The 21,832-nt window shown below is 61.5% G+C and carries 26 protein-coding genes; 13 read left to right on the top strand and 13 right to left on the bottom strand.

Features of this window, described 5'->3' with window-relative positions; all coding sequences use genetic code 11:
* Nucleotides 1-20 precede the first annotated feature (20 nt).
* From BVH74_RS04210 to BVH74_RS04235, 6 genes are all read left to right on the top strand, one after another.
* A complete protein-coding gene (locus tag BVH74_RS04210) occupies nucleotides 21-554 on the top strand; it encodes a L,D-transpeptidase family protein (RefSeq protein WP_080048859.1) in 534 nt (177 codons plus the stop codon).
* Nucleotides 555-619: 65 nt separating this feature from the next.
* Nucleotides 620-1,027, top strand: a complete 408-nt coding sequence (locus tag BVH74_RS04215; protein ID WP_080048860.1) for a GFA family protein — start codon at nucleotides 620-622, stop codon at nucleotides 1,025-1,027.
* 15 nt (nucleotides 1,028-1,042) lie between these two features.
* Nucleotides 1,043-2,278: an RNA polymerase sigma factor gene (locus BVH74_RS04220; RefSeq protein WP_080048861.1), complete on the top strand. Its 1,236-nt coding sequence runs from the start codon at nucleotides 1,043-1,045 to the stop codon at nucleotides 2,276-2,278.
* A gap of 115 nt (nucleotides 2,279-2,393) precedes the next feature.
* Nucleotides 2,394-3,239: a YciI family protein gene (locus BVH74_RS04225; RefSeq protein ID WP_080048862.1), complete on the top strand. Its 846-nt coding sequence runs from the start codon at nucleotides 2,394-2,396 to the stop codon at nucleotides 3,237-3,239.
* Complete coding sequence (locus tag BVH74_RS04230) at nucleotides 3,236-3,595, top strand: YciI family protein (RefSeq protein WP_080048863.1); 360 nt, start codon at nucleotides 3,236-3,238, stop codon at nucleotides 3,593-3,595. Before BVH74_RS04225 ends, BVH74_RS04230 begins: the two co-directional genes overlap by 4 nt.
* Before the next feature lie 14 nt (nucleotides 3,596-3,609).
* Complete coding sequence (locus BVH74_RS04235; RefSeq protein ID WP_080048864.1) at nucleotides 3,610-3,963, top strand: DUF1428 domain-containing protein; 354 nt, start codon at nucleotides 3,610-3,612, stop codon at nucleotides 3,961-3,963.
* A gap of 18 nt (nucleotides 3,964-3,981) precedes the next feature.
* On the opposite strand, the gene znuA is transcribed toward BVH74_RS04235, so the two are convergent.
* Nucleotides 3,982-4,911, bottom strand: coding sequence for a zinc ABC transporter substrate-binding protein ZnuA (gene znuA, locus BVH74_RS04240; protein WP_373279474.1), 930 nt, complete (start codon nucleotides 4,909-4,911; stop codon nucleotides 3,982-3,984).
* A gap of 111 nt (nucleotides 4,912-5,022) precedes the next feature.
* Between znuA and BVH74_RS04245 the strand changes: the two genes are divergently transcribed.
* Genes BVH74_RS04245 through znuB form a run of 3 tightly spaced genes read left to right on the top strand, consistent with a single transcriptional unit; the run spans nucleotide 5,023 to nucleotide 7,068 of the window.
* The gene (locus BVH74_RS04245) at nucleotides 5,023-5,517 is read left to right on the top strand and encodes a Fur family transcriptional regulator (RefSeq protein ID WP_080051614.1); all 495 of its coding nucleotides are present in this window, start codon (nucleotides 5,023-5,025) and stop codon (nucleotides 5,515-5,517) included.
* The gene (gene znuC / locus BVH74_RS04250; RefSeq protein WP_080048866.1) at nucleotides 5,514-6,290 is read left to right on the top strand and encodes a zinc ABC transporter ATP-binding protein ZnuC; all 777 of its coding nucleotides are present in this window, start codon (nucleotides 5,514-5,516) and stop codon (nucleotides 6,288-6,290) included. The genes BVH74_RS04245 and znuC overlap by 4 nt, the downstream gene beginning before the upstream one ends.
* Complete coding sequence (gene znuB, locus BVH74_RS04255) at nucleotides 6,283-7,068, top strand: zinc ABC transporter permease subunit ZnuB (RefSeq protein WP_080048867.1); 786 nt, start codon at nucleotides 6,283-6,285, stop codon at nucleotides 7,066-7,068. Before znuC ends, znuB begins: the two co-directional genes overlap by 8 nt.
* Nucleotides 7,069-7,079: 11 nt before the next feature.
* Here the strand turns inward: znuB and bfr are convergent, their stop codons facing one another.
* The 6 genes from bfr to BVH74_RS04285 all read right to left on the bottom strand — a co-directional run bounded on the left by bfr (nucleotide 7,080) and on the right by BVH74_RS04285 (nucleotide 11,698).
* A complete protein-coding gene (gene bfr / locus BVH74_RS04260) occupies nucleotides 7,080-7,544 on the bottom strand; it encodes a bacterioferritin (RefSeq protein WP_080048868.1) in 465 nt (154 codons plus the stop codon).
* A 155-nt stretch (nucleotides 7,545-7,699) separates the two neighbouring features.
* Complete coding sequence (locus BVH74_RS04265) at nucleotides 7,700-8,329, bottom strand: SCO family protein (protein WP_080051615.1); 630 nt, start codon at nucleotides 8,327-8,329, stop codon at nucleotides 7,700-7,702.
* A complete protein-coding gene (gene cyoE / locus BVH74_RS04270) occupies nucleotides 8,326-9,231 on the bottom strand; it encodes a heme o synthase (protein WP_080048869.1) in 906 nt (301 codons plus the stop codon). Before cyoE ends, BVH74_RS04265 begins: the two co-directional genes overlap by 4 nt.
* 72 nt (nucleotides 9,232-9,303) lie before the next feature.
* Nucleotides 9,304-10,347 carry a COX15/CtaA family protein gene (locus BVH74_RS04275; protein WP_080048870.1) on the bottom strand — a complete coding sequence of 348 codons (1,044 nt, stop codon included), beginning with the start codon at nucleotides 10,345-10,347 and terminating at the stop codon, nucleotides 9,304-9,306.
* 3 nt (nucleotides 10,348-10,350) lie between these two features.
* Nucleotides 10,351-10,956 carry a redox-active disulfide-containing membrane protein gene (locus tag BVH74_RS04280; RefSeq protein WP_131038219.1) on the bottom strand — a complete coding sequence of 202 codons (606 nt, stop codon included), beginning with the start codon at nucleotides 10,954-10,956 and terminating at the stop codon, nucleotides 10,351-10,353.
* Nucleotides 10,940-11,698 carry an SURF1 family protein gene (locus tag BVH74_RS04285; protein ID WP_080051616.1) on the bottom strand — a complete coding sequence of 253 codons (759 nt, stop codon included), beginning with the start codon at nucleotides 11,696-11,698 and terminating at the stop codon, nucleotides 10,940-10,942. Before BVH74_RS04285 ends, BVH74_RS04280 begins: the two co-directional genes overlap by 17 nt.
* A 64-nt stretch (nucleotides 11,699-11,762) precedes the next feature.
* Between BVH74_RS04285 and BVH74_RS04290 the strand changes: the two genes are divergently transcribed.
* Nucleotides 11,763-11,972, top strand: coding sequence for a twin transmembrane helix small protein (locus BVH74_RS04290; RefSeq protein ID WP_080048872.1), 210 nt, complete (start codon nucleotides 11,763-11,765; stop codon nucleotides 11,970-11,972).
* 183 nt (nucleotides 11,973-12,155) lie between these two features.
* Here BVH74_RS04290 and BVH74_RS04295 read toward each other — a convergent pair whose 3' ends face one another.
* The 4 genes from BVH74_RS04295 to coxB are packed head-to-tail and all read right to left on the bottom strand — an operon-like array spanning nucleotide 12,156 to nucleotide 16,359.
* Nucleotides 12,156-13,031, bottom strand: a complete 876-nt coding sequence (locus tag BVH74_RS04295) for a cytochrome c oxidase subunit 3 (RefSeq protein WP_080048873.1) — start codon at nucleotides 13,029-13,031, stop codon at nucleotides 12,156-12,158.
* A 32-nt stretch (nucleotides 13,032-13,063) separates the two neighbouring features.
* On the bottom strand, nucleotides 13,064-13,627 hold the full coding sequence (locus BVH74_RS04300) for a cytochrome c oxidase assembly protein (RefSeq protein WP_080048874.1): 564 nt from the start codon (nucleotides 13,625-13,627) through the stop codon (nucleotides 13,064-13,066).
* 13 nt (nucleotides 13,628-13,640) lie between these two features.
* The gene (gene ctaD / locus BVH74_RS04305; RefSeq protein ID WP_080048875.1) at nucleotides 13,641-15,224 is read right to left on the bottom strand and encodes a cytochrome c oxidase subunit I; all 1,584 of its coding nucleotides are present in this window, start codon (nucleotides 15,222-15,224) and stop codon (nucleotides 13,641-13,643) included.
* A 10-nt stretch (nucleotides 15,225-15,234) separates the two neighbouring features.
* The gene (gene coxB / locus BVH74_RS04310) at nucleotides 15,235-16,359 is read right to left on the bottom strand and encodes a cytochrome c oxidase subunit II (RefSeq protein WP_080048876.1); all 1,125 of its coding nucleotides are present in this window, start codon (nucleotides 16,357-16,359) and stop codon (nucleotides 15,235-15,237) included.
* Between the two features lie 418 nt (nucleotides 16,360-16,777).
* Here coxB and BVH74_RS04315 point away from each other — a divergent pair, with 418 nt between their 5' ends.
* Complete coding sequence (locus BVH74_RS04315) at nucleotides 16,778-17,398, top strand: hypothetical protein (RefSeq protein ID WP_080048877.1); 621 nt, start codon at nucleotides 16,778-16,780, stop codon at nucleotides 17,396-17,398.
* Between the two features lie 34 nt (nucleotides 17,399-17,432).
* Here the strand turns inward: BVH74_RS04315 and BVH74_RS04320 are convergent, their stop codons facing one another.
* Both BVH74_RS04320 and prlC read right to left on the bottom strand, forming a co-directional pair.
* Complete coding sequence (locus BVH74_RS04320; RefSeq protein ID WP_080048878.1) at nucleotides 17,433-17,699, bottom strand: YheV family putative zinc ribbon protein; 267 nt, start codon at nucleotides 17,697-17,699, stop codon at nucleotides 17,433-17,435.
* A complete protein-coding gene (gene prlC / locus BVH74_RS04325) occupies nucleotides 17,696-19,741 on the bottom strand; it encodes an oligopeptidase A (RefSeq protein WP_080048879.1) in 2,046 nt (681 codons plus the stop codon). The genes BVH74_RS04320 and prlC overlap by 4 nt, the downstream gene beginning before the upstream one ends.
* A gap of 271 nt (nucleotides 19,742-20,012) precedes the next feature.
* Between prlC and BVH74_RS04330 the strand changes: the two genes are divergently transcribed.
* Complete coding sequence (locus BVH74_RS04330; RefSeq protein ID WP_080048880.1) at nucleotides 20,013-20,555, top strand: gamma carbonic anhydrase family protein; 543 nt, start codon at nucleotides 20,013-20,015, stop codon at nucleotides 20,553-20,555.
* A 147-nt stretch (nucleotides 20,556-20,702) separates the two neighbouring features.
* Nucleotides 20,703-21,725, top strand: coding sequence for an NADP-dependent oxidoreductase (locus BVH74_RS04335; RefSeq protein WP_080048881.1), 1,023 nt, complete (start codon nucleotides 20,703-20,705; stop codon nucleotides 21,723-21,725).
* The last annotated feature ends 107 nt before the right edge of the window (nucleotides 21,726-21,832 follow it).

Below are 21,832 nucleotides of genomic sequence, written 5' to 3' on the forward strand. Positions count from 1 at the left end.
CCATATGCCCAGGGAGGGCGATGTCCGTGTCTCGACGCATTCTGCTTGTACTTCTGGCCATAGCCATGGCGCTGCCACTGGCCTACCTTGGCGAAACCCGGCTGCCGGCGCTGCTGGCCGAAGACCTGCCCCAGGCCGATGCGGTCCTGGTCAACAAGACCGAGCGCAAGCTCTATCTGCTGCGGAGCGGTCAGATCTACCGTGAATACTCCATAGCGCTGGGCGGCAACCCGGTCGGACACAAGCAGCAGGAGGGTGACCGGCGCACACCGGAGGGCGACTACGTGCTGGACTGGCGCAATCCCAACAGCGGCTATCACCTGTCGCTGCACGTGTCCTACCCCAATGCCGAAGACCACGCCCGCGCCGCGGCCCAGGGCGTATCTCCCGGCGGCATGATCATGCTGCATGGCCAGCGCAACGGGTTCGGCTGGTTTGCCCCCGTATTGCAACGCCGCGACTGGACCAATGGTTGTGTGGCGTTGACCAATGTCGCCATGCAGGAAGTCTGGCGGGCAGTGCCGAACGGTACGCCAATTCGAATCCTGCCGTGACCAGACACCCGGACAGGCGAGGTCAATTGCACTAAAGTGAAACCTCTCAACCAGGAGGGTTAGTCATGAAAGGTTCCTGTCTATGTGGTGCCATCCAGATCAGCGCCAGCGATCAGACCGAGGTCAACGTCTGTCATTGCAACATGTGCCGACGCTGGGGTGGCGGCCCTTTTCTGGCAGTACATTGTGGCTCGCAGGTCGAGTTCAGCGGCTCGCTGGCACCGGCCCGCTATGCCTCGTCGGACTGGGCTGAACGCGGCTTTTGCCCGGCCTGCGGCACGCACCTGTTCTATCACCTGCTACCCGATGGCGAGTATGCGCTGCCAGTCGGACTATTTCAGGACGATGAGCGCTTTCAACTGACCGAACAGATCTTCATCGATCACAAACCTGACTACTATGCGCTGGCCAACCAGACCCGCACCCTGACCGGCGCCCAGGTCTTCGCGCTGTTTGGCGCCAGTCAGGACTGACGCGGACCTGCAGCCATGGGCGCCACCCAGGAGAGTATCGAACAGCTCTATCGCCAGCATGCGCGCCGGGTGCTGGCGACCCTGATCCGCCTGCTGGGCGATTTCACCCTGGCCGAGGAAGCCTTGCAGGAGGCCTTTGCCGCAGCGCTCAAGCAGTGGCCAGAGCAGGGCGTGCCGGACAACCCGACGGCCTGGCTGATCACCGCCGGGCGGCGACGGGGTATAGATCAGATCCGTCACCGGCAACTGACTCGCGAACGGGCCCATCTGCTGCTTGAGCCCGAAGGCGATGAACAGGAGCCGGACCCGCGAAGTATCGCCGATGACCAACTGCGCCTGCTGTTCACCTGCTGTCATCCCAGCCTGGCCCTGGAAGCCCAGCTGGCCCTGACGCTGCGCGAGATGTGCGGACTGACTACCGAGCAGGTCGCCAGCGCGCTGCTCAATAAGCCCAGCACCGTGGCCCAGCGCATCGTGCGAGCCAAACGCAAGATCCACGCGGCGCAGATTCCCTATCAGGTACCAGAAGCTGGCGAACTGGCCGAGCGCCTGCCTGGGGTGCTGCGGGTGATCTATCTGGTATTCAATGAAGGCTATTCAGCCAGCAGTGGTAGCGTACTGATTGATGTCAGTCTGGCCGATGAAGCGATCCGGTTGGCCGAGGAACTGGCGCAGTTACTGCCGCATGGCGAGGTATTTGGCCTGCTGGCGCTGCTGTTGTTGCAGGACTCGCGGCGCAATGCGCGCCAGACTGCCGATGGTGAACTTATTACGCTGGAGGAGCAGGACCGTCAGCGTTGGGATCGGTCGCGTATCGAAGCCGGTCTGCATTGGTTAACCCAGGCACTGGCCTTGACCCCGACCGGCCCCTACACCCTGCAGGCTTCGATTGCTGCCGAGCATGCCCGGGCCAGCCGGGCCGAGCAGACCGATTGGGCGCGAATCGTTCGCCTGTATCAGACACTGTTGTACCTGCAACCCTCGCCGGTAATCGCCCTCAACCACGCAGTAGCAGTGGCCATGTGCGATGGCCCCAAAGCGGGGTTGGTGTTACTTGATGCGCTGACTGCACACAAGAATATCGTCAACTATCACCTGTTCCATGCTGCCCGCGCTGATCTGCTGCGCCGCAACGGAGACTCGGCAGCAGCATGGCATGCTTATCAGCGTGCGCTGGAGCTGACCAGCCAGGAGCCGGAGCGGCGCTTTCTGGCTCGCCGTATTGCTGCCCTGAATGGCAAACAGGGCTAACCAGAGTCTGCGCCAATCCAGATGCCACTCCGTGCCAAAAAAACTGCCGATCCATGTCGATTGCCCTCCTGCTGATGCGACTAAGGAGTAAATCCACCACAAGGAGCGTTACCCGATGAAGTTCATGTTGATGAGAAAGGCCGATTTCCGCACCGAGCAGGGCGAGTTGCCGTCGCAAGAGATTCTTGGCGCCATGGCCGACTACAACGAACGCATGACCAAGGCCGGGGTGTTCGTCAGCGGTAACGGCCTGCGGCCGACCAACGAGGGCTGCCGTATCCAGATGCGCGACGGCCAGGTGGAGGTGATATCTGGGCCGTTCACCAGTCCTGGCGAACAGCTGGCCGGCTACAGCATTCTTGAAGTGGACTCACTGGAGCAAGCCATCGACTGGGCCCGGCAGTGGCCGGTTGAAGACAATGACGGCAACGTCACTCTGGAGCTGCGCCGCTACTTTGAGCTCTCGGACTTCGAGCCTGGTCATGGCCTTGCCAAACACCAGCAACAGGCGCGCCTGCCGACGGGCCTGAATGTCCACTTGAGCTTTCCCGGAACCTGCCGCGAGGCCATGCAGTTCTACGCCGAGGTCACCGGTGGCGAACTGGAAGCCCTGCTCAGCTACGCGCAGACACCTGCCGCCGAGCAGGTGCCGGCCAGCCTGCATGACAAGATCATCCATGCTTCGCTGAACATTCGTGGGCGGCGACTGATGGGTGCCGACATGCCGGCGGACCAGTATGTCGCACCGCTCGGCATACAGGTGCAGCTCGAATACCAGGACCCGGTGCAGGCCGAAACCGCTTTTACCCGCCTGCTCGAGGGTGGCCAGGTGATCATGCCGTTCGAGCAGACCTTCTGGGCCTACCGGTTCGGCATGCTCACTGACCGGTTCGGCGTGCACTGGATGATCAACTGTGAAGTGGGCCCCTGCCCGCTGTCCCGCGAAGGAGAGCCAACATGAAATACGTCGCGCTGGTGTACTACCAGGAGAGCATCATCGAAGCCATGACCGAGCAGCAATGGCACGACCTGAATCAGGAGTGCATCGCCGGAGTCGAGCGACTGAGCGAGCAGGGCCACTATCTCGCTGGCCAGGCCCTGCAACCTGTAGACACGGCGACCACCGTGCGCCGCCGCGATGACCAGATACTGATATCCGATGGCCCCTTTGCCGAGACCAAGGAGCAACTGGCGGGGTTCTACCTGCTGGAGGCCCGCGATCTCGACGAGGCCCTGCAACTGGCCAGCCGCATCCCGCCAGCGCGCTTTGGCAGCATCGAAGTGCGCCCGGTACGCGAACTGCCACCCAAAGACTGAAACCGGAGGTTGCCATGAGTTACGTCGATGGTTTTGTATTGGCGGTACCGACCGCCAACAAGCAACGCTATATCGAACACGCCCGCGAAGCCGGCGCGGTGTTCAAGGAGTACGGGGCGCTGAAAATGGTCGAATGCTGGGGTGATGACGTACCACAGGGCGAGATCACCTCGTTCCCCATGGCAGTCAAGTGTCAGCCAGATGAAACCGTGGTGTTCTCCTGGCTGCTATGGCCGAACCGGGCGGTACGCGATGCCGCCATGCCCAAGGTGATGGCCGATCCGCGCCTGCATCCGGACAACAACCCGATGCCATTTGATGGCAAGCGCCTGATCTACGGTGGCTTCGACGTGGTTGTTGACGAATAGGAGGAGCAGTGCGTCTGCTCAGAGACGCTCCAGGCAGGTCGCCAGGTTGTCACCCAGCTCACGCAACAAAACCTCGTAACCCTGGGCCGTGACGGCGACCTCGCTGCCCAGCGGGTCCAGCTCACCACTGAATACGTTCAATCCTTCACTCAGACTGTCGATCAGCCGCGGTGGGAACTGCGGCTCGCGAAACACGCAGCTAGGACCGACGCTGCTCAAACGCTGGCGCAACAGATTGACATGCCGGGCCCCCGGCTGGACTTCATGCGACAAGCTGAACACCCCTTCGGCACGCAGGCCGTAGGCATCCTCGAAATAGCCATAGGCATCGTGAAACACGAAGTAGGGCTTGCCCTGCAAAGGTGTCAAGCGCTGTGCCAGGTCCTGATCTAGTACCTCCAGACGCTGCTCAAAGGCGGCCAGGTTGGCTTGCAGGCGCGCCTGCTGCCCGGGATACAACCTGACCAGGTCAGCGGCCATCCAGCGGGCGATGGCCTGGGCATTGGCCGGTGCCAGCCAGATATGAGCATCGACCATGCCTTCATGATGATCGTGATCATGCCCGTGGTGGTCGTGGGCGCGTTCGGCATGCTGAAAGTTCAGCGCCGGCCCCAACGTACGCAGCGTCAGTGCCGGAGCTTGCTGGATAGCTGCACGAGCACGCGGCTGGTCCTTGAGCAGTCGCTCAAGAAACAGTTCCAGCTCCGGGCCGACCCAATAGATCCGCTCGGCCTGTTGCAGTGCCCGACGGTCAGAAGGCCGCAGCGCATAGCTATGCGGCGAGGCGCCGGTCGGCAGCAATACCGCCGGCTGGTCAATTCCATCGAGAACGGCAGCAGCAATCAATTGCAAAGGTTTGATGGTGGTGAGCACCCTGGGGGTGTCCGCCAACGCAGACAACGACAAACCCATCCCGCACAGCAGGATAAGCAAGAAACGCCACAGCATGGTCATACCTCGAAGAACTGGATTGTTATATGATAACAGCGAATGCTCTCAGGGTCTGCCGGTGCCTGTTACTGCGGTTTGCGCACCCCGACCCTCTCACAGGTGGCCATGATGACCGATCCCAGCATATCCCCCAATCCTCACCACCCGCACGACCACAGTCAGTGCGTGCATCAGGCACTGTCCTCGGCCGAGCACTTGTGTCAGCGCGAGGGCGTGCGCCTGACCGCGCTGCGCAAACGGGTACTGGAGCTGGTTTGGCAGAGCCACAAGCCGCTGGGAGCCTACGATATTCTGGAAACCCTGGCCCGTGAAGACGGCCGCCGGGCGGCCCCGCCGACCGTCTATCGGGCGCTGGACTTCCTGCTCGAGCAGGGGCTGGTGCACCGGATCGCTTCGCTCAACGCCTTTATTGGCTGCTCCAGCCCGGAACACCGGCATCAAGGCCAGTTTCTGATCTGTCGCCAGTGCCATGTGGCCGTCGAACTGGACCAATTGCCAATTCATCAAGCGATTGCCGACAGCGCGGCGCAACTGGGCTTTGAGGTCGAGAGCGAAACGGTCGAGATCACCGGGCTGTGCAAACGCTGCCGGGAGCACGCATGAGCGACGAATTGCTGAGCCTCAGCGAGGTCAGCCTGCGCCGCCACGGCAACCAGGTACTGGAACGGGTGGCGCTAAGCGTCAGGCGCGGCGAGATCGTCACCCTGATCGGCCCCAACGGCGCTGGCAAGACCAGTCTGGTGCGCATCGTCCTGGGTCTGCTCAAGGCTGACAGCGGCCAGGTCTGGCGCCAGCCGCGCCTGCGGGTCGGTTATATGCCGCAGAAACTGCATGTCGATGCCACTCTGCCGTTGACCGTACAGCGTTTTCTGCTGCTGGTGCCCGGCGCCAGGAAACCCCAGGTCCAGGCCGCGCTGGAAGACGTTGGTGCCGCTCACCTGCTGAGTCGGCCGCTGCAACAGGTCTCCGGCGGTGAGTTGCAACGCATCCTGCTGGCCCGGGCTCTGCTGCGCAGCCCCGACCTGCTGGTGCTCGACGAGCCGGTGCAGGGCGTTGACGTTAATGGCCAGATCGAACTGTACCAGTTGATCACCCGGCTACGAGACCGCTACGGCTGTGGCGTGTTGATGGTCTCCCATGACCTGCATCTGGTCATGGCCACCACCAATACTGTGGTCTGCCTGAACCGCCACGTCTGTTGTTCGGGCCACCCGGAGCAGGTCAGTCTGGACCCGGCCTTCGTCGCCCTGTTCGGTGATCAGGCCAGCGCCCTGGCCGTCTACAACCACCATCATGACCATGCCCACGACCTGCACGGTGAAGTGGTGCCAGGCGATCATACTCACCAGCACGGACCGCATTGCAAACATGCCTGAGTTTCTTCTTTATGCCCTGCTCGCCGGCCTGGGGCTGGCGCTGGTGGCCGGACCGCTTGGCTCATTCGTGGTCTGGCGGCGTATGGCCTACTTTGGCGATACCCTGTCACATTCGGCGCTGCTTGGCATCGCGCTGGGCATGTTGCTGGATATCAACCTGACCCTGGCGGTAACCGTCGGCTGTGTGCTGCTGGCGGTGCTGCTGGTGGCTTTGCAGCACAAGCAATGGCTGGCCAGCGACACCCTGCTGGGGATTCTGGCACACAGCACTCTGTCACTGGGTCTGGTGGTGCTGGCCCTGACCGACAATGTGCGGGTTGATCTGATGGCCTACCTGTTTGGCGATCTGCTGGCGATCAGCAGCGACGACCTGCACTGGATGCTCGGTGGTCTGCTGGTGGTGATGGCGCTGATGACGGTGCTGTGGCGGAGGCTGCTGTCGATCACCGTGCATGAGGAGCTGGCCCGGGTCGAAGGCCTGCCAGTCACCGCGATCCGCCTGGCACTGATGCTGTTGATCGCGATTGTTATTGCCGTGGCGATGAAGATTGTCGGGGTACTGCTGATCACCTCGTTGCTGATCATTCCTCCGGCGGCAGCCCAGCGTCATGCCCGTACCCCCGAGCAGATGGCCTTCGGTGCCAGCTTCCTTGGCTGCCTGGCAGTGCTGGGCGGGCTGGCGCTGTCCTGGCATCTGGACACCCCGGCCGGCCCCTCGATCGTGGTCTGCGCAGCGGGGATGTTTATGTTGGCCTTGAGTGTGCCGCGGCGGGCCTAGGGCCCGCCGGCTCAGATCTGCGACTGCAGGTAGTTTTCCAGACCCACCATCTTGATCAAACCGAGCTGCTTCTCCAGCCAGTAAGCGTGATCTTCCTCGGTATCCTTGAGTTGCAGGAGCAGAATTTCCCGGCTTTGATAGTCACCATGGGTTTCGCACAGGGCGATGCCCTTGGCCAGCGCCTCACGCACTTCATACTCCAGCTTCAGGTCGGCGGCCAGCATGTCCGGCACGGTGAACCCCGGCTGGATCGGTGTGGGTGTCATATCCGGGCGTCCACCCAGGAACAGGATCCGCTTGAGCAGCGCATCAGCGTGCTGGGTCTCTTCCTCCATCTCATGATTGATGCGCTCGTACAGCTTGCTGTAGCCCATGTCCTCATACAGTCGCGAATGCAGAAAGTACTGGTCCCGAGCGCTCAGCTCCCCGCGCAACAGTTCCTTCAGGTAGTTGACGACCTCTGGGTGTCCTTGCATGACGCCACCTCGATTCAGACTCGATGAATATCCGCTGATTGTGCCTGAACCAAGGTCCAGCGGCCAGCAGCAAGCAATAAAAATACTAACTAATACAGCATGTTACGCCTATCTAAGCATTGATGAGAAAGATAAGCACCGGCATTCTCGGTTGCTCACTGACCTGCCATGATCCGCGGCAGCCACTGGCTCAGCTCGGTCGGCTTGAGCGGCGGGCGGATAAAGCCGGCATAACGGCCCTGGGGGTCGACGATAACCACCTGACCACTGTGATCGACCAGATAGTTGTCCTGGCTGGTGTCCGGCTCGATATAGGCAATCGACAGCGCCTGGGCCAGCTTGGCCAGCTCGCTCGGCTGGCCAGTGGCGCCAGTGAATCCGGCATTGAAGAAGCTCAGATAACTGTTCATCTGCTCGGGAGTATCGCGCTGTGGATCGACGCTGACCATGGTCACCTGCAGCTGGTCGCGGCTATCCTCAGGTAGGCCGCTGCTGACCTGACGCAGCTCGGCCATGGTGGTCGGACAGATATCCGGGCAGAAGGTGTAGCCAAAAAACAGCAAATTCCACTGCCCCTGCAGGTCAGCCTTGCCCCAGTTTTCGCCCTTGGCCGAGATCATCTGGACCTCGGGTATCGGCCGCGGCGCATCGAACAGGAAGATCCCGGCCTGGGACAACTGGGCCTTGTCCAGCGGCGCAGGTCGCAGCACTTTGTTAACCGTGGCGCCGATGACCAGAGCCACCGCAGCCAGGGTTACCAGTACGGTTTTTTGCACACCACTCAAAGCCATCCGGCCACTCCCGCGTAATGATCGACCAGCAGGGCCACGAACAGCCACAGCAGGTACCACAGAGAAAATTTGAAGGTCTTGATCGCCGCGTGCGGGCGACTGTCACGCCACAGCGCCCAGGCCCAGTCGATGAAGCGCAGGCCCAGTACCAGAGCGGCGGCCAGATACAGCACCCCGCTCATGTGAATGACATAGGGCAGCAGGCTGACCGCCAACAGGATAAAGGTATATAGCAGGATATGCAGCTTGGTATAGCGCTCGCCATGGGTCACCGGCAACATCGGGATATCGACCTTGGCGTACTCGGCCTTGCGGTGAATGGCCAGCGCCCAGAAGTGCGGCGGAGTCCAGGCAAAGATGATCAGCACCAGCAGCAGCCCCTGGGCATCGACCTGTCCGGTTACCGCCGTCCAGCCGAGCAGCGGCGGCGCGGCTCCTGCCAGACCGCCGATGACGATATTCTGCGGGGTAGCACGCTTGAGAAACGAGGTGTAGATCACCGCATAGCCAAGCAGTGAGCCAAGGGTCAGCCAGGCGGTCAACGGATTGATCCAGTGCAGCAGAATGGCCATGCCGGCCACGCCCAGCGCCAGCGCGAACAGCAAAGCATGAATGGGATTGACCCGCCCCTGGGCCAAAGGCCGGCGCTGAGTCCGGGCCATGTGGATATCAATGCGCCGATCGACCACATGATTGATCGCCGCCGCCGAGCCAGCGCACAGGGCAATGCCCAGATTACCGAGTAACAACACGTGCCAGGGCACCATGCTGTCGGTGGCCAGCAGCATGCCGATCGCCGAGGTGATGATCATCAGTGCCACGACCTTGGGCTTGGTCAGCTCCAGGTAATCGCGCCAGCCGGCGCTGGCCTGGGCGGTCTTGATCAAGGTTGCCATTCCACATCCCCCTGACGCCGGTATGGACGTCTTGTGCTTTGTTGTTCTTGTCCGGCCAGTATGCGTCAGCCCTCAGCGACTGACCAGTGTGCCGGCCGACAGGCTACGATCAAACAGCGCTTCACGGGCCGGGGCCCGGACCCGATAGTTGATGCTCACCAGCACCAATAACAGCACCGCACCGAAGGCGTTGTGGGCCACGGCCACAGCCAGCGGCAGGTGCGCCAACACATTGGTGATGCCCAGCCCGACCTGAATCGCCAGCGCCAGCAGCAGCAGCCCAGCCAACCGGCCAAGCCCGGCGCCAAGCAGACGCCAGGCCAACAGCAGGACCGCCAGCGTAGTGATCAACGCCCCGATCCGATGGCTCAGGTGAATGGCCGTACGCCCCGGGCCATCAAGCATGCCACCCAGATAGTTGGGACCGATTTCCTGGAACACATTGAAGCCGGCGGCAAAGTCCATGTTGTCCGGCCACCACTGACCATGACAGGTCGGCAGATCGACACAGGCCACCGCCGCATAATTGCTGCTGACCCAGCCGCCCAGGGTGATCTGGGCGATCACCACCAGCAACACCAGCCGGGCCAGATTACGCAGCCGAGCCATGGCCGGACTGGGAGCCAGCGGGTTCAGACCGCCGTGCAGACGCAAACCCAGCAGCAGTAACAGACTCAGAGTGGCGAAACCGCCGAGCAGGTGGGCGGTAACCACCTGCGGCCAGAGCTTGAGAGTCACGGTCCACATGCCGAACGCAGCCTGACAGATCACCAGTGCCAGCAGCCCCCAGGCCAATCCCACGGGATAGCCGGGACGCCGGCGCTGCTTCAGGCTCAGCAACGCCAGCCCAAGGATCAGCAGGCCGAGAATGCCCGCGGCATAGCGGTGAATCATTTCCGCCCAGGCCTTGAAGGCCTCGACCGGGTCATCCGGGAAGCGCATCTGGGCCAGCTCCAGAGCTGCGTCGCTGCGCGGTACGCTGAGAAACCCATAGCAGCCGGGCCAGTCCGGACAGCCGAGGCCGGCATGTACCAGCCGGGTATAGGCCCCGAGAATCACCACCACAAAGCCGAAACCAAGGGCAATCAAGGCAAACAGATATCCGGGTTTACGCATGGTTCAGCCCACCTTGGAAACTTTCATCAGGTACTTAAGGTCGTCCAGCAGCCGCTTGGCCGGCTCGCCCTGCTCGTGATGCAGAACCACTGTGCCGAGTGGGTCAACCAGCCACAATTGCGCGCCCTGGCGCCAGTGTTCAGGCTGTTGATGCAGACTGTCTTGATAGGCCGTGGCATCCAGCCGGGTGTGGGCCAGACGCGGGAATTCATCCAGCCGGGCTGCCACCGCCGGCTCAAGCTCCCCGCTCAGCGCCAGCACATGCTGAGCCCGGCCGGACTCGCGACCCAGTGCGACATGGATCTGCCGGGCGGTATGCACCAGTTCCAGGCAGGCGCTGTCGCAGTCGCCATTGACCGTGACCAGCAGGCGCCAGGGAGCACCATAACCGACCGGCTCCAACCCGATACCCCAGTCGCCCAGGCTCATGGCCGGCTCCACCAGCGGCGTTCTGTTGGTCTGGCTGTCGGGTATGCCGATATCCAGCTTGACCATGACCCAGGCGGCCAGCATGGGCCCGACCACCACGGCGATGATCGCCAGCAATTTAAGCTGGCCACGGCGTTGTGGGACCTGGTTGTTATAGCTGTTGTCAGTCGCACTCATCATGGTGTTTCCCCCGGGGTTCGGGCCGCAAACCGGCCCAAATGAACAAACCCAGCAAAGCCGTGGCCAGGGCGAACCATTGCACGGCGTAGCCGGTGTGTTTGCTGGCGGTCATCGGCAGACCTGGCCAGTCGAGTTGGAAAGCCGCCGGGCTGCCGTCGGTCAGACGGGCCAGCCAGGGCTGCAAGTGAAGTTGGCTGCTGGCGGCAAACTGCTCCGGATCAAGCTGGGTAATCAGCCGCGGCCAGCCGGCACTGGCCGAATCATCTGCCAGGCTGAAACCCTCGGCGGCAGCCGGGAGGGTTTCGGCATACAAGTTGAGAGTTTCTGTCGGCGTAGTGATGACCGGCAACTGGCGCCGGTCAGGCCAGGCCAGCCAGCCACGGTTGACCACCAGCCAGAGGTTGCTGGGCTGATCATGGAAGGCTTGCAGTACTTCCACACCGGCCCGGCCATCACGGGTGCGGTTGTCCAGCAACCAGATATAACGGGCATCGAACCGGCCCTGCAGCAACAGCGGCTGCCAGGCTTGCAAGCGGCTGGCGTCCTGACTGGTGAGGCTGACCGGCGGGCTGAAGCGCTGAGCATTCATGGCCGCTTCAAGCTGCCGTTTCTGTTCGGCCCGGTCGAGTTGCCACAGACCGAGGCTGATCAGGATCGGCAGAAAGGTCAGGGTGAACAGCCAGAGTGGCCAGCCCGGCGCAAAGCGGGGGCGCTGCCGGGGCTGTTCTTCGCTAACGCTCATGACCATCGCCGGCTCCACCTGGGTCTATACTTAAATGACTCTTCACCGCCATGGACCTTCACTCATGCTCTTGAAACTGACCATCCTGGTATTGCTGGCGGCCATCGTGGCCAGCCTGTTCAGCGGCCTGTTCTTTCTGGTTAGAGACACCACCAATACCGGCCGGCTGGTCAGCGCGCTCAGCGTACGCATTGCGCTGACGGTCGCGGTGGTGCTGCTGATTGCCTGGGGGTTTTGGTCAGGACAGTTGGCCTGGCATGCCCCCTGGCTCTAGGGAAACACTGATTAAATCAGTTTCGGTGTTGGCCCAATTGTCGCTGATCTATTCTGGACACGCCGTGAACCCATCCCTGGGGGCTTGACGATGCCCGTCCAGGGCATCGACAGTCCAGAACAGATCAGCGCCAACCGGGCTACTGAACTTGTGTGCAATTAATCAGTGTTTCCCTAGGGGCTTTCAAAAGATGTAGACAAAAATAAACAGCCCGACCCAGACCACATCCACAAAGTGCCAGTACCAGGCCGCGGCCTCGAAGCCAAAGTGCTGCTCCGGGGTGAAGTGGCCCTTGTAGACCCGGATCAGGATGATCGTCAGGATCAGCGCGCCCATGGTCACGTGGGCGCCGTGAAAACCGGTGAGCATGAAGAAGGTCGCACCGTAAATCCCGGAGTTCAGGGTCAGCCCCAGGTCGCGATAGGCGTGCACGTATTCGGCGATCTGGAAACCGAGGAACACCACCCCTAATACCACGGTCAGCAACAGCCAGTTCTGCAGGGCCTTACGCTTGTTGGCCCGCAGGGCGTGGTGAGCGAAGGTCACGGTGACACTGGAGCTGATCAGGATGATGGTATTGAGCAGCGGCAGCTGCCAAGGGCTGATGATCTCGCTTGGCCCTTGGAACCGACCTGGATCGGGGTTTTCCATCAGCGGCCAGGCGAACTCGAAATTGGGCCACAGCAGCTCGCCGGTCATCACCTTGTCGCCGGCACCACCCAGCCAGGGCCCGGCCAGGGTGCGAACATAGAACAGCGCACCGAAGAAGGCGGCAAAGAACATCACCTCGGAAAAGATGAACCAGCCCATGCCCAGGCGAAATGAGCGATCCATCTGCGGGCTGTAGAGGCCCTGGCGGCTTTCATCGATCACATGACTGAACCAGCCGAACATCATGTAGGCGATGATCAGCGCCCCGGTAAAGAAGATCAGGTGCCCGGACTGGCCGGAGCTGTTCATCATGGTGCCGGCCCCGATCACGGTGACCAGCAGACCGACGGAGCCGACAATCGGCCATTTGCTCTGTGCCGGTACGTAGTAGGTTTGGTGACTCGCCATCTGTTGTTCTCCTTGTAAGGCAGTCAGATCAATCAGTGCAGGCCGGCCAGATCAAGGCTGGCGGCCATGCGCTCGGTCACATCAAACAGGGTATAGGCCAGGGTCAGACGCCGGACATCACCGGGCAGCCCTGGGTCAACAATAAAGCGTACCGGCATTTCCACCCGCTCTCCCGGCTGCAATACCTGCTGGGTAAAGCAGAAACACTCGGTCTTGTGGAAATAGGCGGCGGCCTTGGACGGTGACACGCTGGGTATCGCCTGGGCCACCATCGGCCGGTCGGTCGGGTTGTGGGCGATGAAGTTCATGGTGTGGGCCTCGCCCGGGTGCAGCACGATCTCGGCGGCCTCCGGGCCGAACGACCAGATCATGCCCTCGGCGTTGCTGGAAATGAACTGGACCCGCACATTACGCTCCTCGTCCACGCCCTGCACACTGCCCTGAAAGGCGCTGCTGCTGGTCTTGCCATTGATGCCGAAGGCCTCGCACATCACATCGTAGATGGGCACCAGCAGGAAACCGAAGCCGAACATGCCGACCACCAGCAGCAACAGGCGACCGACCAGACGTTTGGTACTCAGGCCTTCTTCGTTCATGACAACCTCCGCGTTATTTGACTTCCGGCGGGGTGCTGAAGGTGTGATAGGGCGCCGGTGACGGCACCGTCCACTCCAGCCCGTCGGCACCGTCCCAGGGCTTGGCCGCAGCTTTCTTGCCGCCACGGATGCACTTGATGACGATGAACAGGAACAGCAACTGGGTAACCCCGAACATGAACGCCCCCACCGAGGAGATCATGTTGAAGTTGGCAAACATCATGTGATAGTCCGGAATCCGCCGGGGCATGCCGGCCAGGCCGACAAAGTGCATCGGGAAGAACGCCAGGTTCATGCCGATGAAACTCATCCAGAAGTGGGTCTTGGCCAGTACCTCGTCATACATGTGGCCGGTCCATTTCGGCAGCCAGTAGTAGGCCGAGGCGAAAATCCCGAAGATCGCCCCGGGCACCAGCACATAGTGGAAGTGGGCAACCACGAAGTAGGTGTCGTGATACTGGAAGTCAGCCGGAGCAATCGCCAGCATCAGCCCGGAAAAACCGCCGATGGTGAACAGAATCACGAAGGCCACGGAAAACAGCATCGGCGCCTCGAAGCTCAGCGACCCCCGAAACATGGTGGTCACCCAGTTGAACACCTTCACCCCGGTCGGCACCGCGATCAGCATGGTGGCGTACATGAAGAACAGCTCACCAGTCAGCGGAATGCCAACGGTAAACATGTGGTGGGCCCAGACCACGAACGACAGGAACGCAATCGCCGCAGTGGCATAGACCATCGAGGTGTAGCCGAACAGCGGTTTGCGGCTGAACGCCGGGATGATCGCACTGACCGCACCGAACGCCGGCAGGATCATGATGTAGACCTCGGGATGCCCGAAGAACCAGAAGATATGCTGGAACATCACCGGATCGCCACCGCCGGCGGCATTGAAGAAGCTGGTGCCGAAGTGGATATCCATCAGCATCATGGTCACCACCCCGGCCAGCACCGGCATCACCGCAATCAGCAGGAAGGCGGTGATCAGCCAGGTCCAGACGAACAGCGGCATCTTCATCAGGGTCATGCCTGGCGCGCGCAGGTTGAGGATGGTGGCGATGATATTGATCGCGCCCATGATCGAACTGATACCGGCGATATGAATGGCGAAGATGAAGAAGGTCACGCTCGGCGGCGCATAGGTGGTCGATAGCGGCGCGTAGAAAGTCCAGCCGAAGTTCGGCCCACCTCCAGCCATGAACAGGGTCGAGAGCAACAGCCCGAAAGCGGCCGGCAGCAGCCAGAAACTGAAGTTGTTCATCCGCGGCAGGGCCATGTCCGGGGCCCCGATCATCATCGGGATCATCCAGTTGGCCAGCCCGACAAAGGCCGGCATGACCGCGCCGAACACCATGATCAGACCGTGCATGGTGGTCATCTGGTTGAAGAACTCCGGCTCCACCAGTTGCAGCCCGGGCTGGAACAGCTCGGCCCGTATGACCATGGCCATGCAGCCGCCCAGCAGGAACATGGCGAAGCTGAACCACAGGTACATGGTACCGATGTCTTTGTGGTTGGTGGTCAGTACCCAACGCATCAGGCCCTTGGCGGGACCATGCGCATGGTCGTCGTGGTGATGATCGATCACTGCACTCATGACAGGTCTCCTATTGGCCTTGTTTGAACTCGAGGATATCCAGCGGGGTTACGACGTCGCCGGTATTGTTGCCCCACGCGTTTCGCTCGTAGGTGATGACGGCGGCGATGTCGACTTCCGAGAGCTGGTTGCCGAAGGCAGCCATGGCAGTGCCGGGGCTACCCTTGACCACGACCTCGATGTGGCCGGGGATGTCGTTGAGCACCATGTCGGTACCCTTGAGTGACGGGAACAGCGGCGGCAGACCTTCACCATTGGGCTGGTGGCAAGCCGCGCAGGCGGTGTTGTAGACCCGCTGACCACGTTCCATCAGCTCGTCCAGGGTCCACTCTTTCTCGCGTAGTTCAGCCTCCAGAGCAGCAGCTTCTTTTTTCTCGGCCAGCCAGGCGGCGTAATCTTCTTCAGTCTTGGCCACCACCACGATGGGCATGAAGCCATGGTCACGACCGCAGAGCTCGGCGCATTGCCCCCGGTAGGTGCCGGGCTCGTCAATGCGGGTCCAGGCCTCGTTGATGAAGCCGGGGATGGCATCTTTCTTGACCGCCAGGGCCGGTACCCACCAGGCGTGGATGACGTCGGCGGCGGTGATCAGGAAGCGGACTTTTTTGCCGATTGGCAGCACCAGTGGCTCATCGACTTCCAGCAGGTAATGTTCACCCTTGTCGACCCGATTGTAGATTTCGTCGCGGCTGGTGGTCAGGTTGCTCATGAAGGTGACGTCTTCACCCAGATAGCTGTACTGCCAGCGCCATTGGTAACCGGTAATCAGCACGTCGACATCGGCATCTTCAGTGTCGTAGATTTCGATCAGGGTCTTGGTCGCGGGAATCGCCATGCCGATCAGGATCAGCAGGGGTATTACGGTCCACAGCACTTCAATCGATACGTGCTCGTGGAATTGGGCGGGTTCTGCGCCCTGGGACTTGCGATGCATCAGCATCGACCAGAACATCACCCCGAAGACGATGATGCCGATGACCACACAGATCCAGAAAATGGTCATGTGCAGATTGAAGATCGAGTGGCTGACCTCGGTCACCCCCCTCGTCATGTTCATTCCCCAGTCGGCACTCGCTGAAACACTGAGCGCAGACAAGGACAGCCCGGCCAGCCAGGCATATGCAGGTCGCAACATTCCCGGTTCCCCTTTATTTTTGTTATCACTCCTGGCGCGTGGGGAACAATGGCCATTAACAGACACGGAGACTGCTAGGACGCCCGAAGGCCGGGTATTGGAGGAGCCGTGCAAGCGGCCAATCTCCCTTCCGACCGTAACCCCCCAAAGGCTACCAGACGTTTTGAGTATAGACAGGCATGGAGGCTTGGCAATGTTGCTGCCAGGGTTTTTTTGCAGCGCGTCAAGAGTCCGGCCTGCCGTCATTTGTTAACGGAGGTTGCAGGCACACTCGGCACCATATGCCAAAATGTTCTTATGGCTCAGCCCTGAGTCACTTTGACGACCTTCAGATCCTCTGCTAGCTTCATGTGCTCACCTATATTTACCATCGGATGGCCATCAGGCGCTCGGCTTGCCTGACGGCCCTGGAGTACCTATGAATATTGCCGCATTACGCCAAAGGGTCAGCGAGGCTCAGCAGCAGACCGGCTTGCGCAGCGCCCTGCGCAATTGGCTGGAACAGCGCATTCCCGCCCTGCACCCGGCCATAAGCTCCCAGGATCAGGCTCTGGATACTTTCCAGGGTTTTGTCGAAGCCTATATCTGTCAGGTACCGGACATTCTCGAAGCGGCCCAGAGCGTGGCCGATGCCACCGGGCTGCGCCCGGCCCTGATCCCGGTGCTCAAGGTTGCCGAAGCCTTTTTCCTCCAGCCCCCGCAATTGCCGGAGGAGCACCAGGGCTTGCTGGCGCTGCTGGATGAAGCCTATCTGGCTCACCGACTGGTTGAGGAAGTCAACGACCTGTACGTGGCCGAGGGTGGCGAGCCGCTGATTCCGATGAACACCACCCGGGCCAACCTGATCGTTCACCAACTGCTGGGCGAACCCTTCGCCAACCAGCTGGATGCCGCCGTCGATGAAGCCGTCAGCGGGCTATTGCCGAGCCGGCTGGAGCTCAAGGATGCTGACCCAGAACGCCGACAGGCGCTCTGGGAAGAGTGGCCGTGCATGTCTCAGCAACTGGGGTTGGATATTCGTCTGCCCAGCATGGTTTGAACCACGGGAGCGGACACTTGCTGCCCCCCGACGCTCAACTATCCTTCTTCAGTCTGGGATTGGGAAAGAACTGCACGGTCTGGCCGCGTTGAACCTTGGCCGCGACCGGCTTAGGCGCGTTGACCCGGGTCGTTAGTTCCTTGGGCACCGAGTTGCCACGAGCATCCAGGGTGTCGGCATAGCCACAATTGACGCATTCGCGATGTGGCACGCCGTCTTCCTCGAACATGCGGATGGTATCCATCTGGCTGCAGGCCGGGCAGACGGCGCCAGCGATGAAGCGCTTTTTCACTCCGCTCATGCCGCCTGACCTGCCAGCAGACCGCTGTGGCGCAGCAATGCGTCGATCGACGGCTCACGACCGCGGAACGCCACGAACAGCTCCATCGGCTCACGGCTGCCGCCCTGAGCCAGAATGTTGTCGCGGAAAGCCCGGCCAGTCTGTGGATTGAGTACCCCTTCCTCCTCGAAGCGCGAGAAGGCATCGGCCGACAGCACCTCGGCCCACTTGTAGCTGTAGTATCCGGCCGCGTAGCCACCGGCGAAGATATGGCTGAAGCCGTTCTGGAAGCGGTTGAAAGCCGGCGGCGGGAATACCGACACCTCGGCCCGCACCGCGTCGAGCACCTGCTGGGCGCTCTGGTCCGGATGGCGACCGACATGCAGCTCGAAGTCGAACAGCGAGAACTCGACCTGGCGCAGCATGCCCAGACCGGACTGGAAGTTCTTGGCCGCCAGCATCTTGTCGAGCAGATCCTGCGGCAGCCGCTCACCGCTCTGGTAGTGGCCGGAGATCAGCGCCAGACCTTCCGGCTCCCAGCACCAGTTTTCCATGAACTGGCTGGGCAGCTCGACCGCATCCCAGGCCACGCCGTTGATGCCGGAAGCAGCCGGATAGTCGACCCGGGTCAGCAGGTGGTGCAGACCGTGGCCAAACTCGTGGAACAGGGTGGTGACCTCGTCGTGGGTCAGCAGGGCCGGCTTACCGCCGCTGGCCGGAGTGAAGTTGCACACCAGATAGGCGATCGGCTGCTGCAGCTCACCGGCAGACAGCCGGCGGCGATCACGGCAGCCGTCCATCCAGGCACCACCGCGCTTGTTGCTGCGAGCATACAAGTCGAGGAAAAAGCGCCCAATGCGCTGGCCGTTCTCCAGCACCTCGAACAGCCTGGCATCCTTGTGCCAGCGTTCAAACTCGCCAACTTCCCGCAGCTCAATGCCGTACAGGCGCTGGACAATGGCGAACATGCCATTGATCACGGTGTCGACCGGGAAATAGGGGCGCAGCTGCTCCTGAGAAATCGCATAGCGATGCTGGCGCAATTGTTCAGCGTAATAGCCGACATCCCAGGCCTGCAGGTCAGTGCAGCCACGCTCGGCGGCGAAGACCCGCAATTCGCTCAGATCCTGCTCGGCGTGTGGGCGACTGCGCTGGCCCAGATCGCGCAGGAACTGCAGCACCTGATCCGGGGTTTCGGCCATCTTGGTCGCCAGCGACAGTTCGGCGTAGTTGGCAAAGCCCAGCAGCGCCGCCAGCTCCTGGCGCAGTTGCAGAATTTCGCTGATCAGCGGGCCGTTGTCATGCTGACCGGCATTCGGACCCTGATCCGAGGCCCGGGTGCAATAGGCGGTGTACAGTTCCTGGCGCAACGCACGGTCATGGGCATAGGTCATCACCGCGTAGTAGCTGGGGAACTCCAGGGTAATCAGCCAGCCGTCCAGCTCGCGAGCCTGGGCCGCCTCTCGGGCTTGGGCGATGGCTGACTCCGGCAGGCCATCGAGCGCGGCCTCGTCATCAAGCTGCTTGGTCCAGGCCTGGGTGGCGTCCATCAATTGGTTGGAAAACCGGCTGTGCAGCTCCGACAGGCGCATCTGCAACTCGCCATAGCGCTGCTGCTGCTCGGCTGGCAGGGCGATACCAGACAGGCGGAAATCGCGCAGCGCATGCTCGACGATGGTCCGCTGAGCCTGATCCAGGGTGGCGAACGCCGGGCCTTCGGCCAGTTGCCGGTAGGCGTCATAAAGCCGCTGGTTCTGCCCCAGTTCGGTGTAGTACTGGCTCAACAGCGGCAGACAGGCGTTATAGGCGTCGCGCAGCTCGGGGCTGTTCATCACCGCGTTGAGGTGACTAACCGGAGACCAGGCTCGCGACAGTCGCTCGCCCATCTCGTCCAGCGGCTCAACCAGATTGCTCCAGCTCCACTGGGCCGGCGGGTTGCTCAGCAACGCCTCCAGCGCGGCACGGTTGTCGGCAAGAATCTGCTCGACGGCCGGCTTGACGTGCTCGGCGCGAATCGCGGCGAAGGGCGGCAGGTCATAGGATTGCAGCAGCGGGTTGGACATGACGGGTATCCTGAATCGAGGGATGGCTTACAATGCCCTATATTAAAGAACCGCAAAGGGCTTGGGGAACCTCTGAAAAACTACCTGCGTTGGCAATACTGCGTTAAAAACAGCCTCAAAATGCTCATTTACACCGCGTAAACTGCGCTTTGTCGCTGTTTTTGCCTTGTCTTGCCTACCTCGCCTACGTTTTTCAGAGGTTCCTTCGCATCGTTGAATGCAGTAGAAGATATCAATGATGGCGATAGCCGTGAAATTCAAGGGTGGGCCGATGAAGCTGCGCAAATTCCGAGACTGGCAACCGAAACTGGGTGAGCGGGTGTTCATCGATCCCTCGGCAGTGGTCCTGGGCGATGTCGAACTGGGCGATGACTGCTCGGTCTGGCCGGCTACCGTGATCCGTGGCGACATGCACCGCATCCGCATCGGCGCTCGTACCAGCGTGCAGGACGGCAGCGTACTGCACATCACCCATGCCGGGCCGTTCAACCCCGATGGTTACCCGCTGATCATCGGCGAGGACGTGACCATCGGCCACAAGGTGTTGCTGCATGGCTGCACGGTGGGCAACCGGGTGCTGATCGGCATGGGCAGTATCGTCATGGACGGGGCGGTGATCGAGGACGAGGTGGTACTAGGGGCCGGCAGCCTGGTGCCGGCCGGCAAGACCCTGAAAAGCGGCTACCTTTACATGGGCAGCCCGGCCCGGGAAGTGCGGCCGATCAGTGAACGCGAGCGCAGCTTCTTCAGCTATTCGGCCAACAACTACGTCAAGCTCAAGGACCAGCACCTGGCAGAAGACTGGAGCCACTGACCAACGGTCACGGTTTCGGGCCGATGACTGACCAACAATCACTCCGGTGAATGGTCATGGTGCCGCAGCCCGGCTGGTTTAACATCGGGCTCATACCGGGTGTTGCGCCCGACCATCCAGAACAACAGATTACTCGGAGAATTGCCGATGTCCGCCTACGTCAATCGCAAGGTCGTCCTCAGCCGCCGCCCACAGGGCGAAATCCAGGACGGCGACCTGTCGCTGGTCGAAGCCCCAGTACGTGAACTCAAGGACGGCGAAGTCCTGATCAAGACCCTGTGGCTGTCACTCGACCCCTATATGCGCCCCCGGATGAATGACAGCAAGGGTTATATGGACCCAATCGGTATCGGCGAAGTGATCGTCGGCGAAAGCATCGGCCGGGTGATCGAGTCCAACTCTGACAACTATCAGGTCGGCGATCTGGTCACCGTCTACTCCGGCTGGCAGGAATACTGCATCATCCCCGGCGACGCCGCCATGGTCTACAAGATCAAGGAACAGGGCGCCCCGCTGCAGACCTACCTGGGCGTAGCCGGCATGCCCGGTCGTACCGGCTACTGTGGGCTGATGTACGTCGGCAAACCCAAGGCCGGTGAAACTGTGGTGGTTTCCGCCGCCTCCGGCCCGGTCGGCACCGTGGTCGGCCAAACCGCCAAGCAGCTCGGCTGCCGGGTGGTGGGCGTGGCCGGCGGCCCGGACAAGTGCAACTATGTGGTCAACGAGCTGGGCTTTGACGCCTGCGTCGACTACAAGGCCGGCAACCTCGAGGCCGATCTGGCCGCCGCCTGCCCGAATGGCATCGATGTCTACTTCGAAAACGTCGGCGGTGACGTCGCCAAGGCCGTGGCCAAGCTGCTCAACCCCGGCGCCCGGGTGCCGGTGTGCGGCTACGTGTCAGCCTACAACGTCGCCGACCAGAGCCAGGTTGAAACCCCGTTCCACATCTTCGGCAAGCTCGACCCCAAGCCCGAGCACCGCTTCTTCCTGGTCACTGAGTGGCAGGACCAGCATCAGGAAATCACCGCCCTGCTGGCCGGCCAGGTCGCCAGCGGCCAGTTGAAGTACAGCGAAACCATCGCCGAAGGTCTGGACAACGCGGTCGAAGCGTTCAAGGGCATGCTCAAGGGCAAGAACTTCGGCAAGCAGTTGGTACATATCGCCGACTAATCCCCTCCTGGCGCCGGGCCAAGCCGGCGCCGCCTCTGGAACGGAACCTGCATTGCCTGCACTGTGTTGAGTCGAAACCCGCCTTCAGCGGTTTCGACCGCACGCTT

Source organism: Halopseudomonas phragmitis, assembly GCF_002056295.1.
GTDB lineage: Bacteria > Pseudomonadota > Gammaproteobacteria > Pseudomonadales > Pseudomonadaceae > Halopseudomonas > Halopseudomonas phragmitis.

What these genes read in the sequence shown, in the direction of transcription:
- BVH74_RS04210 (WP_080048859.1), top strand. Translation starts at nt 21, where the DNA reads ATGTCCGTGTCTCGACGCATTCTGCTTGTACTTCTGGCCATAGCCATG.
- BVH74_RS04215 (WP_080048860.1), top strand. Translation starts at nt 620, where the DNA reads ATGAAAGGTTCCTGTCTATGTGGTGCCATCCAGATCAGCGCCAGCGAT.
- BVH74_RS04220 (WP_080048861.1), top strand. Translation starts at nt 1,043, where the DNA reads ATGGGCGCCACCCAGGAGAGTATCGAACAGCTCTATCGCCAGCATGCG.
- BVH74_RS04225 (WP_080048862.1), top strand. Translation starts at nt 2,394, where the DNA reads ATGAAGTTCATGTTGATGAGAAAGGCCGATTTCCGCACCGAGCAGGGC.
- BVH74_RS04230 (WP_080048863.1), top strand. Translation starts at nt 3,236, where the DNA reads ATGAAATACGTCGCGCTGGTGTACTACCAGGAGAGCATCATCGAAGCC.
- BVH74_RS04235 (WP_080048864.1), top strand. Translation starts at nt 3,610, where the DNA reads ATGAGTTACGTCGATGGTTTTGTATTGGCGGTACCGACCGCCAACAAG.
- znuA (WP_373279474.1), bottom strand. Translation starts at nt 4,911, where the DNA reads ATGCTGTGGCGTTTCTTGCTTATCCTGCTGTGCGGGATGGGTTTGTCG.
- BVH74_RS04245 (WP_080051614.1), top strand. Translation starts at nt 5,023, where the DNA reads ATGACCGATCCCAGCATATCCCCCAATCCTCACCACCCGCACGACCAC.
- znuC (WP_080048866.1), top strand. Translation starts at nt 5,514, where the DNA reads ATGAGCGACGAATTGCTGAGCCTCAGCGAGGTCAGCCTGCGCCGCCAC.
- znuB (WP_080048867.1), top strand. Translation starts at nt 6,283, where the DNA reads ATGCCTGAGTTTCTTCTTTATGCCCTGCTCGCCGGCCTGGGGCTGGCG.
- bfr (WP_080048868.1), bottom strand. Translation starts at nt 7,544, where the DNA reads ATGCAAGGACACCCAGAGGTCGTCAACTACCTGAAGGAACTGTTGCGC.
- cyoE (WP_080048869.1), bottom strand. Translation starts at nt 9,231, where the DNA reads ATGGCAACCTTGATCAAGACCGCCCAGGCCAGCGCCGGCTGGCGCGAT.
- BVH74_RS04275 (WP_080048870.1), bottom strand. Translation starts at nt 10,347, where the DNA reads ATGCGTAAACCCGGATATCTGTTTGCCTTGATTGCCCTTGGTTTCGGC.
- BVH74_RS04280 (WP_131038219.1), bottom strand. Translation starts at nt 10,956, where the DNA reads ATGATGAGTGCGACTGACAACAGCTATAACAACCAGGTCCCACAACGC.
- BVH74_RS04285 (WP_080051616.1), bottom strand. Translation starts at nt 11,698, where the DNA reads ATGAGCGTTAGCGAAGAACAGCCCCGGCAGCGCCCCCGCTTTGCGCCG.
- BVH74_RS04290 (WP_080048872.1), top strand. Translation starts at nt 11,763, where the DNA reads ATGCTCTTGAAACTGACCATCCTGGTATTGCTGGCGGCCATCGTGGCC.
- BVH74_RS04295 (WP_080048873.1), bottom strand. Translation starts at nt 13,031, where the DNA reads ATGGCGAGTCACCAAACCTACTACGTACCGGCACAGAGCAAATGGCCG.
- BVH74_RS04300 (WP_080048874.1), bottom strand. Translation starts at nt 13,627, where the DNA reads ATGAACGAAGAAGGCCTGAGTACCAAACGTCTGGTCGGTCGCCTGTTG.
- ctaD (WP_080048875.1), bottom strand. Translation starts at nt 15,224, where the DNA reads ATGAGTGCAGTGATCGATCATCACCACGACGACCATGCGCATGGTCCC.
- coxB (WP_080048876.1), bottom strand. Translation starts at nt 16,359, where the DNA reads ATGTTGCGACCTGCATATGCCTGGCTGGCCGGGCTGTCCTTGTCTGCG.
- BVH74_RS04315 (WP_080048877.1), top strand. Translation starts at nt 16,778, where the DNA reads ATGAATATTGCCGCATTACGCCAAAGGGTCAGCGAGGCTCAGCAGCAG.
- BVH74_RS04320 (WP_080048878.1), bottom strand. Translation starts at nt 17,699, where the DNA reads ATGAGCGGAGTGAAAAAGCGCTTCATCGCTGGCGCCGTCTGCCCGGCC.
- prlC (WP_080048879.1), bottom strand. Translation starts at nt 19,741, where the DNA reads ATGTCCAACCCGCTGCTGCAATCCTATGACCTGCCGCCCTTCGCCGCG.
- BVH74_RS04330 (WP_080048880.1), top strand. Translation starts at nt 20,013, where the DNA reads ATGAAGCTGCGCAAATTCCGAGACTGGCAACCGAAACTGGGTGAGCGG.
- BVH74_RS04335 (WP_080048881.1), top strand. Translation starts at nt 20,703, where the DNA reads ATGTCCGCCTACGTCAATCGCAAGGTCGTCCTCAGCCGCCGCCCACAG.